The sequence below is a fragment of the Streptomyces chrestomyceticus JCM 4735 genome (assembly GCF_003865135.1).
In the GTDB taxonomy this organism is placed as follows: domain Bacteria; phylum Actinomycetota; class Actinomycetes; order Streptomycetales; family Streptomycetaceae; genus Streptomyces; species Streptomyces chrestomyceticus.
This window is the reverse complement of record NZ_BHZC01000001.1, coordinates 7,297,157-7,311,171: the sequence shown is the minus strand read 5'-3', so window position 1 is coordinate 7,311,171 and position 14,015 is coordinate 7,297,157. Positions and strand designations below refer to the sequence as shown.

13 protein-coding genes and 1 pseudogene are annotated in these 14,015 nt (G+C 72.1%); 7 read left to right on the top strand and 7 right to left on the bottom strand.

Annotation, left to right across the window (positions count from 1 at the left end):
• Position 1: 1 nt before the first annotated feature.
• A pseudogene (gene fabG / locus EJG53_RS31995) lies at positions 2 to 705 on the bottom strand (3-oxoacyl-[acyl-carrier-protein] reductase).
• Positions 706 to 913: 208 nt separating this feature from the next.
• Between fabG and EJG53_RS31990 the strand changes: the two are divergent.
• The 3 genes from EJG53_RS31990 to tyrS all read left to right on the top strand — a co-directional run bounded on the left by EJG53_RS31990 (position 914) and on the right by tyrS (position 5,383).
• Positions 914 to 2,446, top strand: coding sequence for a TldD/PmbA family protein (locus EJG53_RS31990; protein ID WP_125047858.1), 1,533 nt, complete (start codon positions 914 to 916; stop codon positions 2,444 to 2,446).
• A complete protein-coding gene (locus EJG53_RS31985; protein ID WP_125047857.1) occupies positions 2,443 to 3,846 on the top strand; it encodes a TldD/PmbA family protein in 1,404 nt (467 codons plus the stop codon). The genes EJG53_RS31990 and EJG53_RS31985 overlap by 4 nt, the downstream gene beginning before the upstream one ends.
• A 133-nt stretch (positions 3,847 to 3,979) precedes the next feature.
• On the top strand, positions 3,980 to 5,383 hold the full coding sequence (gene tyrS, locus EJG53_RS31980) for a tyrosine--tRNA ligase (protein ID WP_125047856.1): 1,404 nt from the start codon (positions 3,980 to 3,982) through the stop codon (positions 5,381 to 5,383).
• Between the two features lie 98 nt (positions 5,384 to 5,481).
• Here the strand turns inward: tyrS and EJG53_RS31975 are convergent, their stop codons facing one another.
• Complete coding sequence (locus EJG53_RS31975) at positions 5,482 to 5,760, bottom strand: GlsB/YeaQ/YmgE family stress response membrane protein (protein WP_125047855.1); 279 nt, start codon at positions 5,758 to 5,760, stop codon at positions 5,482 to 5,484.
• 218 nt (positions 5,761 to 5,978) lie between these two features.
• On the opposite strand from EJG53_RS31975, the gene EJG53_RS31970 reads away from it, so the two are divergent.
• Together EJG53_RS31970 and EJG53_RS31965 are read left to right on the top strand one after the other, a co-directional pair.
• Positions 5,979 to 6,353: a DUF3099 domain-containing protein gene (locus tag EJG53_RS31970; RefSeq protein WP_031010410.1), complete on the top strand. Its 375-nt coding sequence runs from the start codon at positions 5,979 to 5,981 to the stop codon at positions 6,351 to 6,353.
• A gap of 280 nt (positions 6,354 to 6,633) precedes the next feature.
• Entirely contained in the window at positions 6,634 to 6,909 is a 276-nt protein-coding gene (locus EJG53_RS31965; protein ID WP_125049731.1) for a hypothetical protein, read from the top strand.
• A gap of 175 nt (positions 6,910 to 7,084) precedes the next feature.
• Here EJG53_RS31965 and moaA read toward each other — a convergent pair whose 3' ends face one another.
• The 3 genes from moaA to EJG53_RS31950 all read right to left on the bottom strand — a co-directional run bounded on the left by moaA (position 7,085) and on the right by EJG53_RS31950 (position 10,241).
• Complete coding sequence (gene moaA, locus EJG53_RS31960; protein ID WP_125047854.1) at positions 7,085 to 8,074, bottom strand: GTP 3',8-cyclase MoaA; 990 nt, start codon at positions 8,072 to 8,074, stop codon at positions 7,085 to 7,087.
• A gap of 158 nt (positions 8,075 to 8,232) precedes the next feature.
• Positions 8,233 to 9,897, bottom strand: a complete 1,665-nt coding sequence (locus tag EJG53_RS31955) for a solute symporter family protein (RefSeq protein WP_125047853.1) — start codon at positions 9,895 to 9,897, stop codon at positions 8,233 to 8,235.
• Positions 9,894 to 10,241 (bottom strand): DUF485 domain-containing protein, encoded by a 348-nt coding sequence (locus EJG53_RS31950; protein ID WP_125047852.1) that lies wholly within the window; start codon positions 10,239 to 10,241, stop codon positions 9,894 to 9,896. The genes EJG53_RS31955 and EJG53_RS31950 overlap by 4 nt, the downstream gene beginning before the upstream one ends.
• 181 nt (positions 10,242 to 10,422) lie before the next feature.
• Between EJG53_RS31950 and EJG53_RS31945 the strand changes: the two genes are divergently transcribed.
• Both EJG53_RS31945 and EJG53_RS31940 read left to right on the top strand, forming a co-directional pair.
• Entirely contained in the window at positions 10,423 to 10,608 is a 186-nt protein-coding gene (locus EJG53_RS31945; protein ID WP_125047851.1) for a hypothetical protein, read from the top strand.
• 212 nt (positions 10,609 to 10,820) lie between these two features.
• Complete coding sequence (locus EJG53_RS31940) at positions 10,821 to 12,344, top strand: S8 family peptidase (RefSeq protein ID WP_125047850.1); 1,524 nt, start codon at positions 10,821 to 10,823, stop codon at positions 12,342 to 12,344.
• Positions 12,345 to 12,423: 79 nt separating this feature from the next.
• Here EJG53_RS31940 and EJG53_RS42910 read toward each other — a convergent pair whose 3' ends face one another.
• Entirely contained in the window at positions 12,424 to 13,410 is a 987-nt protein-coding gene (locus tag EJG53_RS42910) for a TIGR03086 family metal-binding protein (protein WP_244955426.1), read from the bottom strand.
• Complete coding sequence (locus EJG53_RS42905) at positions 13,308 to 13,970, bottom strand: helix-turn-helix domain-containing protein (RefSeq protein ID WP_244955425.1); 663 nt, start codon at positions 13,968 to 13,970, stop codon at positions 13,308 to 13,310. The genes EJG53_RS42910 and EJG53_RS42905 overlap by 103 nt, the downstream gene beginning before the upstream one ends.
• Positions 13,971 to 14,015 lie beyond the last annotated feature (45 nt).

The following is a 14,015-nucleotide window of genomic DNA, read 5'->3' as shown; positions in this document are numbered from 1 at the left end:
ATCAGTGACCCATGCCCAATCCGCCGTCGACGGGAATGACGGCTCCGGTGATGTACGCGGCCTCGTCGGAGGCCAGGAAGCGGACCGAGGCGGCGATCTCCTCGGGCTGCGCGTAGCGCGCCAGCGGCACCTGCTTCACGATGCCCTCCCGCTGCTCGTCGGTGAGCGCGCGGGTCATGTCGGTGTCGACGAAACCGGGCGCCACGACGTTGACGGTGATGTTACGGCTGCCCAGCTCACGGGCGAGCGAGCGGGCGAAGCCCACCAGCCCGGCCTTGGAGGCGGCGTAGTTCGCCTGGCCCGCGGAGCCCAGCAGGCCCACGACGGACGAGATCAGCACGACCCGGCCCTTGCGCGCCCGCAGCATGCCGCGATTGGCCCGCTTGACCACCCGGAAGGTGCCGGTGAGGTTCGTTTCGACGACCGAGGTGAAGTCCTCCTCGGACATCCGCATCAGCAACTGGTCGCGGGTGACGCCGGCGTTGGCCACCAGCACCTCGACCGTGCCGTGCTTCTCCTCGATCTCCTTGTAGGCCTGCTCGACCTGCTCGGCGTCCGTGATGTCGCACTTCACGGCCAAAAATCCCTCGGGCGGCTCCCCGAGCGGTAGGTGATGGCGACCTTGTCGCCTGCCTCGGCGAAGGCCCGGGCGATGGCGAGGCCAATGCCGCGGTTGCCTCCGGTGACCAGAACCGAGCGGCTCAAGAGATCACCCTTTCCGTGTCCTGTCCGACCTGCGTTCGCTACGAAACTATCGGTCACCGGCCTCGTACGGAGAATCGAGCCCGGACAGGCGCGCACGCCGGTCACTGTCGGGTCCCTACAGAAGGCGTCCCCGCGGGCTTCCCCCGACGGGGTGGGCCGGGGGCTCCGGGCAGGGCATGATTCATGGCGCCGACCACGGGAGGACGCCTTGCCTGTCACACCTCGTTCGATCGACGAGACCTTCCTCGCACTGCCGCTGCACGCGCTGGCCGACGCCGCGCTGGCGCGGGCCCGCGCGCTGGGTGCCGCCCACGCGGACTTCCGCCTGGAGCGGGTGCGCAGCGCGTCCTGGCGGTTGCGGGACGCCCGGCCCTCGGAGGCGTCCGACACCACGGACCTGGGCTACGCGGTGCGCGTGGTGCACAACGGCGCCTGGGGGTTCGCGTCCGGCGTCGACCTGACGATGGACGCCGCGGCGCGGGTGGCCGGCCAGGCGGTGGCGATGGCGAAGCTGTCCGCCAAGGTCATCGAGGCGGCGGGCGCCACCGAACGGGTCGAGCTGGCGGACGAGCCCGCATATCCGGACCGGACATGGATCTCCTCGTACGAGATCAACCCGTTCGACGTACCGGACGCCGACAAGACCGGCCTGCTGGCGGACTGGAGCGCCCGGCTGCTGGCCGCACCGGGCGTGGCGCACGCCGACGCCTCGCTGCTGACCGTCCAGGAGAACAAGTTCTACGCGGACACCGCGGGCACCAGCACCACCCAGCAGCGGGTACGGGTGCAGCCGCAGCTCACGGCGGTCGCCGTGGACCCGGCGACCGGCGAGTTCGACTCGATGCGCACCCTCGCCCCGCCGGTGGGCCGCGGCTGGGAGTACCTGACCGACGGCAGCTACGACTGGGACGCCGAGCTGGCCCGGATGCCGGACCACCTCGCCGAGAAGCTGCGCGCGCCGGGCGTCGAACCCGGCCGCTACGACCTGGTCGTCGACCCGTCCAACCTGTGGCTGACCATCCACGAGTCGATCGGCCACGCCACCGAACTGGACCGCGCGCTGGGCTACGAAGCGGCGTACGCGGGCACCTCCTTCGCCACCTTCGACCAGCTCGGCACGCTGGCGTACGGCTCGGAGGTGATGAACGTGACCGGCGACCGCACCGCCGAACACGGCCTGGCGACCATCGGCTACGACGACGAGGGCGTCGCCGCCCAGTCCTGGGACCTCATCAGAAACGGCACCCTCGTCGGCTACCAACTCGACCGCCGCACCGCCGCGCTCACCGGCTTCCCCCGCTCCAACGGCTGCGCGTTCGCCGACTCCCCCGCCCACGTCCCCGTCCAGCGCATGGCCAACGTCTCCCTGCAACCCGCCCCGAAGGGCCCGTCCACCCGCGACCTGATCTCCGGGGTGGAGCACGGCATTTACGTGGTCGGGGACCGGTCCTGGTCGATCGACATGCAGCGGTACAACTTCCAGTTCACCGCCCAACGCTTCTTCCGCATCGAGCACGGGCAGCTCGCCGGGCAGTTGCGGGACGTCGCCTATCAGGCCACCACCACCGACTTCTGGGGGTCGATGGCCGCGGTCGGCGGGCCCGGGACGTATGTGCTGGGCGGGGCGTTCAACTGTGGGAAGGCGCAGCCGGGGCAGATCGCGGCGGTGTCGCACGGGTGTCCTTCGGCGCTGTTCACCGGCGTCAGTATCTTGAACACGGCACGGGAGGCGGGCCGATGAGGAGTCGTACGCCGCGGGGAAACGCGCCCCACGAGATCGTCGAGCGGGCCCTGGAGCTGTCCCGGGCGGACGGCTGTGTGGTCATCGCGGAGGAGCGGTCCAGTGCCAATCTGCGGTGGGCCGGTAACGCGCTGACCACCAACGGGGTCACCCGGGGGCGGTCGCTGACCGTCGTCGCCACCGTGGACGGCGGGCAGGGCACCGCGTCCGGTGTGGTGTCGCGGACCGCGGTGACCGCCGCCGATCTGGAGCCGCTGGTGCGGGAGGCGGAGGCGGCCGCGCGGGCGGCCGGGCCCGCCGAGGACGCCGCGCCGCTGGTGTCCGGTGCGGCGCCGGCGCCGGACTTCACCGATGCCCCCGCCGAGACGTCCTCCGCGGTCTTCGACGCCTTCGCGCCGGCGCTGGGCGAGTCGTTCAAGCGGGCCGGGGACGGGGGGCGGGAGCTGTACGGGTTCGCGTTCCACGAGGTCGTGTCGTCGTATCTCGGCTCGTCCACGGGGCTGCGGCTGCGGCACGACCAGCCCACCGGGACGCTGGAGCTGAACGCCAAGTCCCCGGACCGCACCCGGTCCGCCTGGGCGGGCCTGTCGACGCGTGACTTCCGTGACGCGGACCCGCTGGCCATCGACGCGGAGCTGGCCACCCGGCTCGGCTGGGCGGCGCGGCGCGTCGAGCTGCCGGCCGGGCGGTACGAGACCCTGCTGCCGCCGTCCGCCGTCGCCGACCTGCTCGTGTACCAGCAGTGGTCGGCGACGGGCCGGGACGCCGTGGAGGGCCGTACGGCCTTCTCCCGGCCCGGCGGCGAGACGCTCGTCGGGTCGAAGGTCGCGGAGCTGCCGCTGACGCTGCGCAGCGACCCGGGCGCCCCGGGGCTGGAGTGCGCGCCGTTCGTGCTGGCTCATGTTTCGGGTGACGACGCCTCCGTGTTCGACAACGGGCTGCCGCTGGAGCCGACCGACTGGGTCCGCGACGGTGAGCTGCGGCGGCTGGTGACCACCCGGCACAGCGCCGGGCTGACCGGGCTGCCGGTGGCCCCGGGGATGGACAACCTGATCCTGGCCGGCGGCGGCAGCCGGTCGCTGGAGGAGATGGTGGCGGGCACCGAGCGGGGGCTGCTGCTGACGTGCCTGTGGTACATCCGCGAGGTGGACCCGGCGACGCTGCTGCTCACCGGGCTGACCCGGGACGGCGTCTACCTGGTCGAGAACGGCGAGGTGGCCGGTGAGGTGAACAACTTCCGGTTCAACGAGTCGCCGCTGGACCTGCTGGGGCGGGCGGTGGAGGCTGGCCGTACGGAGCGGACGCTGCCTCGGGAGTGGAGCGACTTCTTCACCCGCGCGGCGATGCCGGCCCTGCGTGTCCCGGACTTCAACATGAGTTCGGTGAGTCCGGGGGTGTGATGCCGGTGCCGGTGTCGATGCCGGTGGGGCCCGTGGCCGGGGCCGGGCGCGGGCTCCACCGGGGGCGGGCGGCGGCTCTAATAGACTCTCCCTCTGTCCTCCCGTACGGGAACACCGACCGATCAGGAACGCCATGACACGCCTCGGCGAATCCGTCGCCCGCGCCAGCTCGCTGCTCTCCGCAGACCTCTCCGCCGACGCCACCGTCGCGGAGCTGCTCAAGGAGACGGGCGAGCGGCGCTATCTCGACCTGACGGACCTGCCCGCCAAGGAGCAGGCCGAGCTGATCGCCTCCCGTACCGTCGAGGTGCTGCCGGGCGTGGACCGGCTCGCCGAGCGGATCGAGGAGCGGCGCGCCGCCGGCCGGGGTCTGCACATCAAGCTGGGCATCGACCCGACCGCCACCGACGTGCACCTCGGGCACGCGGTGCCGCTGATCATCCTGAGCCGGTTCCAGCGGCTCGGGCACGACGTGACGCTGATCATCGGTGACTTCACCGCCAAGATCGGCGACCCGTCGGGCCGTACCGCCGAGCGCCCGCCGCTGACCGACGAGGACATCGCCGCCAACCTGGCCAGCTACCGCGACCAGGTCCGGCCGTTCTTCGACTTCGAGAAGGTCAGCTTCCGGCAGAACAGCGAGTGGCTGGCGCCGTACACCTTCCCCGAGCTGCTGGGCCTGCTCGCCCAGGTGCCGGTCTCGCAGTTGCTCCAGCGCGAGGACTTCAGGAACCGCCTCGCGTCCGGCTCCGGGCTGACGATGACGGAGCTGCTGTACCCGGTCGCGCAGGGCCTGGACTCGGTGGCGCTGGAGTGCGACGTGGAGCTGGGCGGCGCCGACCAGCTCCTCAACCTCCAGATGGGCCGCAAGCTCATGGAGCTGCGCGGGCAGCGGCCGCAACTGGTCGTCACGATGCCGCTGATCGAGGGCACCGACGGCACCGGCGCGAAGATGTCCAAGTCCAAGGGCAACTACGTGGGGCTGAGCGCCCCCGCCGACGACGTCTTCGGCAAGATCATGTCGGTGCCGGACCGGCTGATGGAGCCGTACCTGAAGGCGTGGACGGAGTGGACCGACGAGGAGATCGCGGTCGTCCTGGCCCGGGTCGCGGACAAGAGCCTGCACCCGATGGACCTGAAGAAGATCCTGGCAGGCGAGGTCGTGACGGCGCTGTACGGCCTGGAGGCGGCGATGGCCGCGCGCGCCGGGTTCGTGGCGCAGTTCTCCAAGAAGTCCTTCGCCGACGTCGGCACCCTGCCGGTGGTGGACGTCGCCGAGCACGGCGCGGAGACCGTGGCCGCGGTCCTGACGAAGGTCCTGGAGTTCACGCCGAGCGCCTCGGCGGCCCGGCGGCTGGCGAAGCAGAACGCGCTGCGCCTGGTCGTGGAGGCCCCGGAGGGCCAGCAGACGCTGACGCTCGCCGAGTCCGAGGTGATCCGGCCGCTGGACGAGGTGCTGGCCGAGCGGCTCGCCGGTCTCTCCGGCGCGGCCTACCTGAAGGCCGGCCGGAAGCTGGCACAGCTCGAAGGCCGCTAGATGTACGGACCGGGGCGCGCGGACGAACGTTCCGCCCCCGGCACGGCGACGGCCGGTGCGCATGCTGTGCGCACCGGCCGTTCCGCGTTCGAGGCCGGTCAGGTGGTTTCTCTCCCGTGGCCGCGGACGGCCGCCCAGAGCCGGTCGCCGATGGCGACCACCACGACCGCTCCGACCAGTTGCAGCAGGTGCCGCGTCCAGTCGACGCCCTTGGTGTCGTTCACCCCGATGCCGGTGGCCAGCCAGTTGCCCAGGACGCTGCCGAGCATGCCGAAGACCACGGTCAGCCACAGCGGGATCTGCTGCTTGCCCGGGAGGATCGCCTTGGCGATCAGGCCCAGGACCAGGCCGACGATGATTGCCCACAACCAGGTCATGTCGCCTCCTAATGCGGCGCGCATACGTGAGCGTGCCCAGCCAGTTTCGCCCCGGACCGGCTACGCCGCACGCCGGAGCGGACCGTACGCGGGTGGGCGGTGCGGACCCGGCCCCGGCGTATCGCGCCCCGGTCTCGAAGGCGGCGCAGGCGCGGCGTAACGTGGGAACGGTGCTGAACCGGGGAGAATCCGGCACGACAAGCAGGTGGTGGAACGTGATGCGGAAGCAGACCGGCGCCCAGGCCTTCCGGATCACGGGAGCGCGGCAGGGGCTGACCGAGGATGTGCGGGGCCGGCAGCGGCGCTATGTGATCTCGATGTCGCTGCGGACGGTGGCCGTCGTGCTCACCGCCGTGCTCTGGAACATCGAGCGTCACGTGGCCATCGCCACACTGGCGCTGGGCATCGTGCTGCCGTACGTCGCGGTCGTCATCGCCAACGCGGGGCGGGAGAACGTACGTTCACTGCCGTCCACCTTCATACCTGCTCCCACCCGGCCGATGCTGGGCCCCGGGAGCACCGCCGGCCCGGCGGAACCGGTCCCGGAAGCGGCCGGGCCGGAAGCGGACGCGCCCCGGCGGGAGCCGAGTTGAGCCGGGCGTGATCCGCAAAGCTCAAGAAAAGCTCAGATCAATCATGCGGTTCCGGTGCACCGAGCCCACTCCCGCGTGACATACTGCGTACGCGCTCCGCATCCCCCGTCGGAGCGACGGACCGACGCCGGGCGGCTCCCCCCGTGGCTGCCCGGCGTCGCCATGTCCGCTCCGGCGGCGACGTAGGGTTGAGGCCGTGAACTCCCCTGACGCCCCGAATTCCGCTTCCTCCGGTGATGCCGTACCGCCGCGCCTGCCGGGTCTGCCGGGCTTTCCCGGTCTGTCCGGTACGGCCGGCGGGGCGCCGGAAGCCGCCGCCGAAACCCCGGCCGGGGCCCCGGTCTGCTCGGCCAAGGGCTGCCGCGCCGACGCGGTGTGGGTGCTGGCCTGGAACAACCCGAAGCTGCACACGCCGGAGCGCCGCAAGACCTGGCTCGCCTGCGAGGAGCACCGCGAGCATCTGTCCAACTTCCTGGGTCTGCGCGGTTTCCTGAAGGACGTCGTGACGCTGGAGGAGTGGGAGAAGGGCGCCGCCGGGCGCCCGGCCGACGGCTGACGGCCGTGCGGGCGGCGCTGCCCGGCCGGTGGCCAGGCGCCGCCATTGGTCCGGCCTCTGGCACGGCCGACTCGGCCGAGGGGCCTCCGTCGGCCGGTCCGGGCTGCGGCCGGCCCCCGCCGGGGCCGCGGTCAGCTCCGTTGCGGGCCGCGACCAGCCCCGCGCCCGACCCCGCTCAGCCCCCGATCGCCGACATCGGCCGCGCGGGCTGGAGGAACGACGGATCGTCCAGCCCCGACCCGGCCTTCTTGCCCCACATCGCCTGCTTCCATATGCGCGCGATCTCCGCGTCCGGGGCGTCGGAGCGCAGTGCCGCCCGCAGGTCCGTCTCCTCGGTGGCGAACAGGCACGTACGCACCTGGCCGTCGGCGGTGAGCCGGGTGCGGTCGCAGGCGCGGCAGAACGGGCGGGTGACGGAGGCGATGACGCCGACGCGGTGCGGGCCGCCGTCCACGGTCCAGCGCTCGGCGGGCGCCGAGCCGCGCTCTTCCTGGTCCTCGGGGGTCAGCGTGAAGCGGGTGCGCAGCGAGGCGAGGATGTCACCGGCGGTGATCATGCCCTCGCGCTTCCAGCCGTGCTGGGCGTCGAGCGGCATCTGCTCGATGAACCGCAGCTCGTAGCCGTGGGCGATCGCCCAGGCCAGCAGGTCGGGCGCCTCGTCGTCGTTGAAACCGGGCATCAGGACGCTGTTGACCTTGACCGGGGTGAGGCCGGCGGCGCGGGCCGCCTCCAGGCCGCGCAGCACGTCCTCGTGGCGCTTGCGGCGGGTCAGGGCGCGGAAGACGTCCGGGCGCAGCGTGTCGAGGGAGACGTTGACGCGGTCCAGGCCCGCGGCGCGCAGGGCGCCGGCCGTGCGCTCCAGGCCGATGCCGTTGGTGGTCAGCGACATCCGGGGGCGGTTCTCCAGAGCGGCGACGCGCTCCACGATGCCGACGAGCCCGGGGCGCAGCAGCGGCTCGCCGCCGGTGAAGCGGACCTCTTCGATGCCCAGGTCGGTGACGGCGATGCGGATCAGGCGGACGATCTCGTCGTCGGTGAGCAGGTCGGGCTTGGCGAGCCACTGCAGGCCCTCTTCCGGCATGCAGTACGTGCAGCGCAGGTTGCACCGGTCGGTCAGCGAAACGCGCAGGTCGGTGGCCACGCGCCCGAATGTGTCGATGAGCACTGAAGCCCCCAGCCCGAGTCCGATCAGTTCGCTTTCGAGCGTACGCGATGGGTCTGACAGTGGGCACGGGTGAGATGTCACGAGGCGGGCGGGGCGGCGTCGTAGAGATCTACGACGCCGCCCCGCCCGCCGTCGGTGCGGATGTCCGGAGCCCCCGGTCAGTGCGCCCCGGTGCCGGTCAGGGAGCGGACCTCCAGTTCGGCGTACTTCTTCACGTCCGGCTCCTCCTTGGACAGCAGCGAGCCCAGCCAGCCCAGCAGGAAGCCCAGCGGGATGGAGATCAGCCCCGGGTTCTCCAGGGGGAAGAAGTGGAAGTCCACGCCGGGGAACATCGAGGTGGGCTTGCCGGAGACGACCGGCGAGAAGAGCACCAGCAGCACCGAGGAGGCCAGGCCGCCGTAGATGGACCACAGCGCGCCCTGCGTGGTGAACCGCTTCCAGAACAGGCTGTAGAGGATCGTCGGCAGGTTGGCGGAGGCCGCGACGGCGAAGGCGAGGGCCACCAGGCCCGCGACGTTCAGGCCGCGCGCGAACACGCCGAGGACGATGGCGACGGCGCCGATGCCGACGGTCGCCCAGCGGGCCGCGGCCACCTCCTCCTTCTCGGTGGCCTGCCCCTTGCGGATGACGTTGACGTACAGGTCGTGCGCGAAGGACGAGGATGAGGCGAGGGTGAGTCCGGCGACGACCGCGAGGATGGTCGCGAAGGCCACCGCGGAGATCACCGCGAGCAGGATCGCGCCGCCGGTGGAGTCGGCGCCGCCGCCGATCTCCTGGGCGAGCAGCGGGGCGGCGGTGTTGCCCGCCTTGTTGGACGCGATGATCGTCTCGGGCTTTATCAGGGCGGCGGCGCCGAAGCCCAGCGCGATGGTCATCAGGTAGAAGACGCCGATGATGCCGATCGCCCAGTTCACCGACTTCCGGGCGGCCTTGGCGGTGGGCACGGTGTAGAAGCGGATCAGGATGTGCGGCAGTCCGGCGGTGCCCAGGACCAGGGCGATGCCCAGCGAGATGAAGTCGATCTTCGAGGTGGCGGTCACGCCGTACTTCAGGCCCGGCTCCAGGAAGGCGGCGCCCTTGCCGCTCTCCTCGGCCGCCCGGCCCAGCAGCGTGGAGATGTTGAAGTTGAACTTGAGCATCACCAGGAACGTGATGAGCAGGGTGCCCGCGATCAGCAGGACGGCCTTGACCATCTGGACCCAGGTGGTGCCCTTCATGCCGCCGATGGACACGTACAGGATCATCACGATGCCGACCAGGACGACGACCAGGATCTTCCCGGCCTCGCTGGTGATGCCGAGCAGCAGCGTGACCAGGGCGCCCGCGCCCGCCATCTGGGCGAGCAGGTAGAAGATCGAGACGATGATGGTGGAGACGCCGGCGGCGGTGCGCACCGGGCGCTGGCGCATCCGGTACGCGAGCACGTCGCCCATGGTGAACCGGCCCGAGTTGCGCAGCGGTTCGGCCACCAGCAGCAGCGCCACGAGCCAGGCGACGAGGAAGCCGATGGAGTACAGGAAACCGTCGTACCCGAAGAGGGCGATGGCCCCGGCGATGCCCAGGAAGGACGCGGCGGACATGTAGTCGCCGGAGATCGCCAGGCCGTTCTGGAAGCCGCTGAACTGGCGGCCGCCCGCGTAGAAGTCCTCGGCGCCCTTGGTCTGCCGGCCGGCCCAGACGGTGATGCCGAGTGTCGCGGCGACGAAGACCGCGAACAGCGTGATGATCAGCGCCCGGTGCTCGCCCGCGCCGCCCGCGGCGAGCTGGGCGGCGCCGTCGGCGAGCCGTCCCGTACCGGCGGTGATCCGCTCGGTCGCGCTCATGCGTCACCCTCCACCCGGGATTTGATCGCCTGGGCCTTGGGGTCCAGCTTCGCGGCGGCGTGCCGGGCGTACCACCAGGCGATGAGGAAGGTGGTCAGGAACTGCGCGAGGCCGAGCACGAAGGCGACGTTGACGTTGCCGACGACCTTGGTGCCCATGAAGCCGCCCGCGTAGCTGGAGAGCAGCACGTACAGCAGGTACCAGAGGATGAAGGCGACGGTGAGCGGAAAGGCGAACGAACGGTACGAACGGCGCAGTTCGCCGAACTCCTGACTCGCCTGGACCTCGGTGAAGTCCGGCGGCCGGTGCGGCCCCGGACCGGTGGGCGGTGGTGCGGTGCTCACGGAATCTCCTGGTGGCGTAGGACGGACGGCGGAGCCCGGCGGTAAAGGGTGCGTAAGTGATCCGGATCACGCATCGTAGAGGGGCGGCATCCGAAGGGACAGAGGCTGGTTGGTTGAATTCCGCAGGAAGCACGGGTGCCGGCCGCCACCGCGGCCGGGCCCGTTCGTTGGGCGGAGTGTGATGTCCACACCGCACACCGAGCCCGCGGGCCCGGGCCGCCGCCCGTACGGAACCGTGCGGCTGCCCGCTCCCGTCGCCGCGCCCGCGGCCCCGCGGCGGCCCGTACGGACGGCACCGGGCCGTTGGTACGGCCGCCGGCCGGTGCTGCCGCCGCTGAGCCTGGCGGCGCTGCGGCGGGAGTCCTGAGGCTCCGTGACCCGGCCGTGACGCCAGTGCCTGACGGGGCATCAATGCGCGGCTTGTGGCAGGTTTTCTCCCTGATCCATTGATGTTCCGTGGTCGACACGGATAACTTCACGGGGACTTGCCGCGCGTGGGGGCCATTCCCCCGGACGGCGGTATGCACCTGCCCGTGCGCAATCGGCGACGGGCGGTCTTACGGATGATGTGGAGTACCCATGGCGCATCCCCGATCCAGACGGGTGCGGGCGCTTGCCGTGCCGCTCGGTCTGGCTCTGACGGCATCCCTCGGCTTCCTGCCGGCCGCGGCCACCGCCGCGTCCCAGGACGCGGCCCCGGCGGCCGCCGCCACCGCTGACGGACCGCAGCTCTCGTACGTCGTGAACGCCACGCCGGGCAAGGCCTCGGTCGGCAAGGTCACGAAGGCGATCAAGGCGGCCGGCGGCAAGGTGATCGTCGCCCACGAGAAGATAGGCGTGATCGTCGTCCACTCGGCGAACCCGCTCTTCGCGGCCACCATACGCAAGGCGCCGGGCGTGCAGTCCGCCGGCGCCACCCGTACGACTCCGCTGAAGGCGTCCGCCACCACGGACGTCGGCAAGCCCCAGAAGGTCGAGCGGCTCTCCGCCGACAAGGCGGCCAAGGCGGCCCGCGTGGCCAACGCCGCGGGCGACGACAAGGAGCCGCTGGAGCCGCTCCAGTGGGACATCCCCGCCATCAAGGCGGACCAGGCCGCGAAGATCGACGAGGGCAGCAAGAAGGTCACCGTCGCGGTCATCGACACCGGTGTGGACGACACCCACCCGGACCTGAAGGCCAACTTCGCCCCCAAGCAGTCCGCGAACTGCGTGGGCGGCGTGCCGGACACCTCCCCCGGCGCCTGGCGTCCGTACGACCCGGCCGAGGACTACCACGGCACGCACGTCGCGGGCACCATCGCCGCCGCCCGTAACGGCGTGGGCGTGGCCGGTGTGGCGCCGGGCGTGAAGCTCTCCGCCATCAAGGTGAGCGAGCCCCAGACGAGCCTGTTCTACGCCGAGAGCGTGGTGTGCGCCTTCGTCTTCGCGGCCGACCACGGCGCCAAGGTGACGAACAACAGCTACTACGTCGACCCGTGGATGTTCAACTGCAAGGACGACCTGGACCAGGGCGCCATCGTGGACGCCGTCGGCCGGGCCGCCAAGTACGCCGAGAACAAGGGCGTGGTGAACGTCGCCGCGGCCGGCAACTCCAACATGGACCTGGCGGCGGCGCAGCTCACCGACACCTCCAGCCCGAACGACTCCACGCCGGTCTCGCGGACGATCGACCCGAAGAAGTGCTGGGACGTCCCGACCCAGCTTCCGGGCACCGTCACGGTGGCCTCGACCGGCGTCAAGGGTCTGAAGTCGTACTTCTCGAACTACGGCAACGGTGTGATCGACGTGGCGGCGCCGGGCGGCGACTCCCGCCAGATCCCGGACCTGCCCGCCAAGCACGGCGGCATCCTGTCGACCATGCCCGGCGGTGACTACGGCTACCTCCAGGGCACCTCGATGGCCAGCCCGCACGTGGCCGGTGTCGTGGCGCTGCTGAAGAGCACCCACCCCAAGTCCAGCCCGCAGGAGATCCAGTGGCTCCTGAAGATGCAGGCCGACAACCCGGGCTGCCCGACCGCCGACAAGACGTGCACCGGTACGCAGCACGTCAACGGCCACTACGGCTACGGCATCGTGGACGCGCTCGACGCGGTCAAGGACTGACGTAGCCCGACGGACCGGTGAACGGTCCCGAGGCACGGGGCCGGGCGGCATGCCGCCCGGCCCCACCCCTGTTTCCGCCTCATCTGCCCAGGTAGGCGGCGAGCCGGTCCGCACCGCCCGCTCCCTCGGGCGCGGGCCGCTCCGGGGCGAACGAGCCGCCCTCCGTGCGCGGCGCCGCCCCGTAGATGCCGCGGGCCGCTGCCAGCACCTCGTCCGCGACCTCCGGCGCCAGACCGGTCGGCGCGCCGAGCGCGCGGGCCAGGTCCCAGCCGTGCGCGAGGAGTTCGACGGCGGCCTGCTGCGCGAAGAGCGCGCCGGGCGCCTCGTAGGGGCCGTACGTACGCGTCAGCATCCCGCTGCCGGTGAAGGCGGCGAGCAGTCCGGCCACCGATTCCCGGAAGGCGGCGGCGTGGTCGGCGCCCAGGTGATCGGCGTCCTGGTCGGCGCGCGGCGCGTCCCGGGCGATCGAGGTGATCATGAGGTTTTCCCAGGTCATGTGGTCGATGAGCTGCCGTACGGTCCAGCCGTCGCACGGCGTGGGCCGCTCCAGCGCCTCCTCCGGTACGGCGTCGACCAGCGCGGTGACGTGCGCGGCCACCCGCTCGTACACGTACAGCGCGCGCTGCGCGTCCGGTGCGGGCGGCAGGACGACGCCGGGGCCGGGCTCTGGGTGGGCGCGCAGTGCGGCGGCGGTCCAGGCACCCGCCGCGTCCCAACGGGGCGGCTGCGGGCGGCCGGTGGCGGCGCACATCAGTTGCCAGTACCGCTCGATGTGCGGCTCGGCCGCGGCCTCCAACTGCTCCAGCAGCCGGCGGCGCGCGCGGGCGTCGTCCCGCTCGGGCGGGTCGGCCGTACCGGCCTGCGTCGGCAGCCACGCGGCGACCAGCTCGGCCACGACGGGCCCGGCCGCCGGGGAGTCGGCGGCGACACCGGCCGCGAGAGCCGCCTCGCCGCGCTCGCGCATCAGGTGGGCGACGCGTGCGGCGTCCTCGGCGGCCGTCGCGGACGGTACGACGGGGGCGGTGCGGGCGCTGTACTCGGCCAGCCGCCGCAGCGCGGCCCGCACCTCGGGGCGCTGGACGTGTTCGGCCAGGTCGAGCCAGGCGCCGAGTTGGGCGGGCGCCGGGTCCTCGGGCAGATCGGGGCGGCGGCCAGCAGGCCGGCACGGTAGGCAGGGGCGGCCACGCCGTCGAGGGAGTCGGTGACGAACTCCTCGATGACGCGGCGGCGTTCGGCGGCGGTCAGGCGGGCCAGTCGGTGCACGTCCGGTAGCTCCTCGGCTGCGGTCCCCCGCGCGGCCATCGCCCGCAGTACGGCGCGCCGCAGCCGCAGGGTGCGGATCTGCGCGTCCAGCGCGTCCGCCCAGTGCCGGGCGGCGTCGGCGACGGTGCGTCCGCTGTGCAGGACGGCGCGGATCTCCGCGGTGCCGATGCCGAGTTCGCGCAGGGTGCGCACGGTCTCCAGGCGGGCGGGGGCGTCGGGGCCGTACAGCCGGTAGCCCGCGGGGGTGCGGGCGGCGGGCGGCAGCAGGCCCTCGTCGGAACAGCGCCGGACCGTCTTCACCGTGACTCCGGTGAGCCGGGCCAGCGCGCCGATCGTCAGCAGGCCGTCGCCGTCCTCGTTCATGCCGTCCACTGTCGGGTCTCCCCCGGAGGGAGACTCAAGTCCGCG

Coding starts and splice junctions, on each gene's coding strand:
- EJG53_RS31955 (WP_125047853.1), bottom strand. CDS start 9,897: ATGAGCGCGACCGAGCGGATCACCGCCGGTACGGGACGGCTCGCCGAC.
- EJG53_RS31975 (WP_125047855.1), bottom strand. CDS start 5,760: ATGACCTGGTTGTGGGCAATCATCGTCGGCCTGGTCCTGGGCCTGATC.
- EJG53_RS31945 (WP_125047851.1), top strand. CDS start 10,423: ATGTCCACACCGCACACCGAGCCCGCGGGCCCGGGCCGCCGCCCGTAC.
- tyrS (WP_125047856.1), top strand. CDS start 3,980: ATGACACGCCTCGGCGAATCCGTCGCCCGCGCCAGCTCGCTGCTCTCC.
- EJG53_RS31940 (WP_125047850.1), top strand. CDS start 10,821: ATGGCGCATCCCCGATCCAGACGGGTGCGGGCGCTTGCCGTGCCGCTC.
- EJG53_RS31985 (WP_125047857.1), top strand. CDS start 2,443: ATGAGGAGTCGTACGCCGCGGGGAAACGCGCCCCACGAGATCGTCGAG.
- EJG53_RS31970 (WP_031010410.1), top strand. CDS start 5,979: ATGCGGAAGCAGACCGGCGCCCAGGCCTTCCGGATCACGGGAGCGCGG.
- EJG53_RS42905 (WP_244955425.1), bottom strand. CDS start 13,970: ATGAACGAGGACGGCGACGGCCTGCTGACGATCGGCGCGCTGGCCCGG.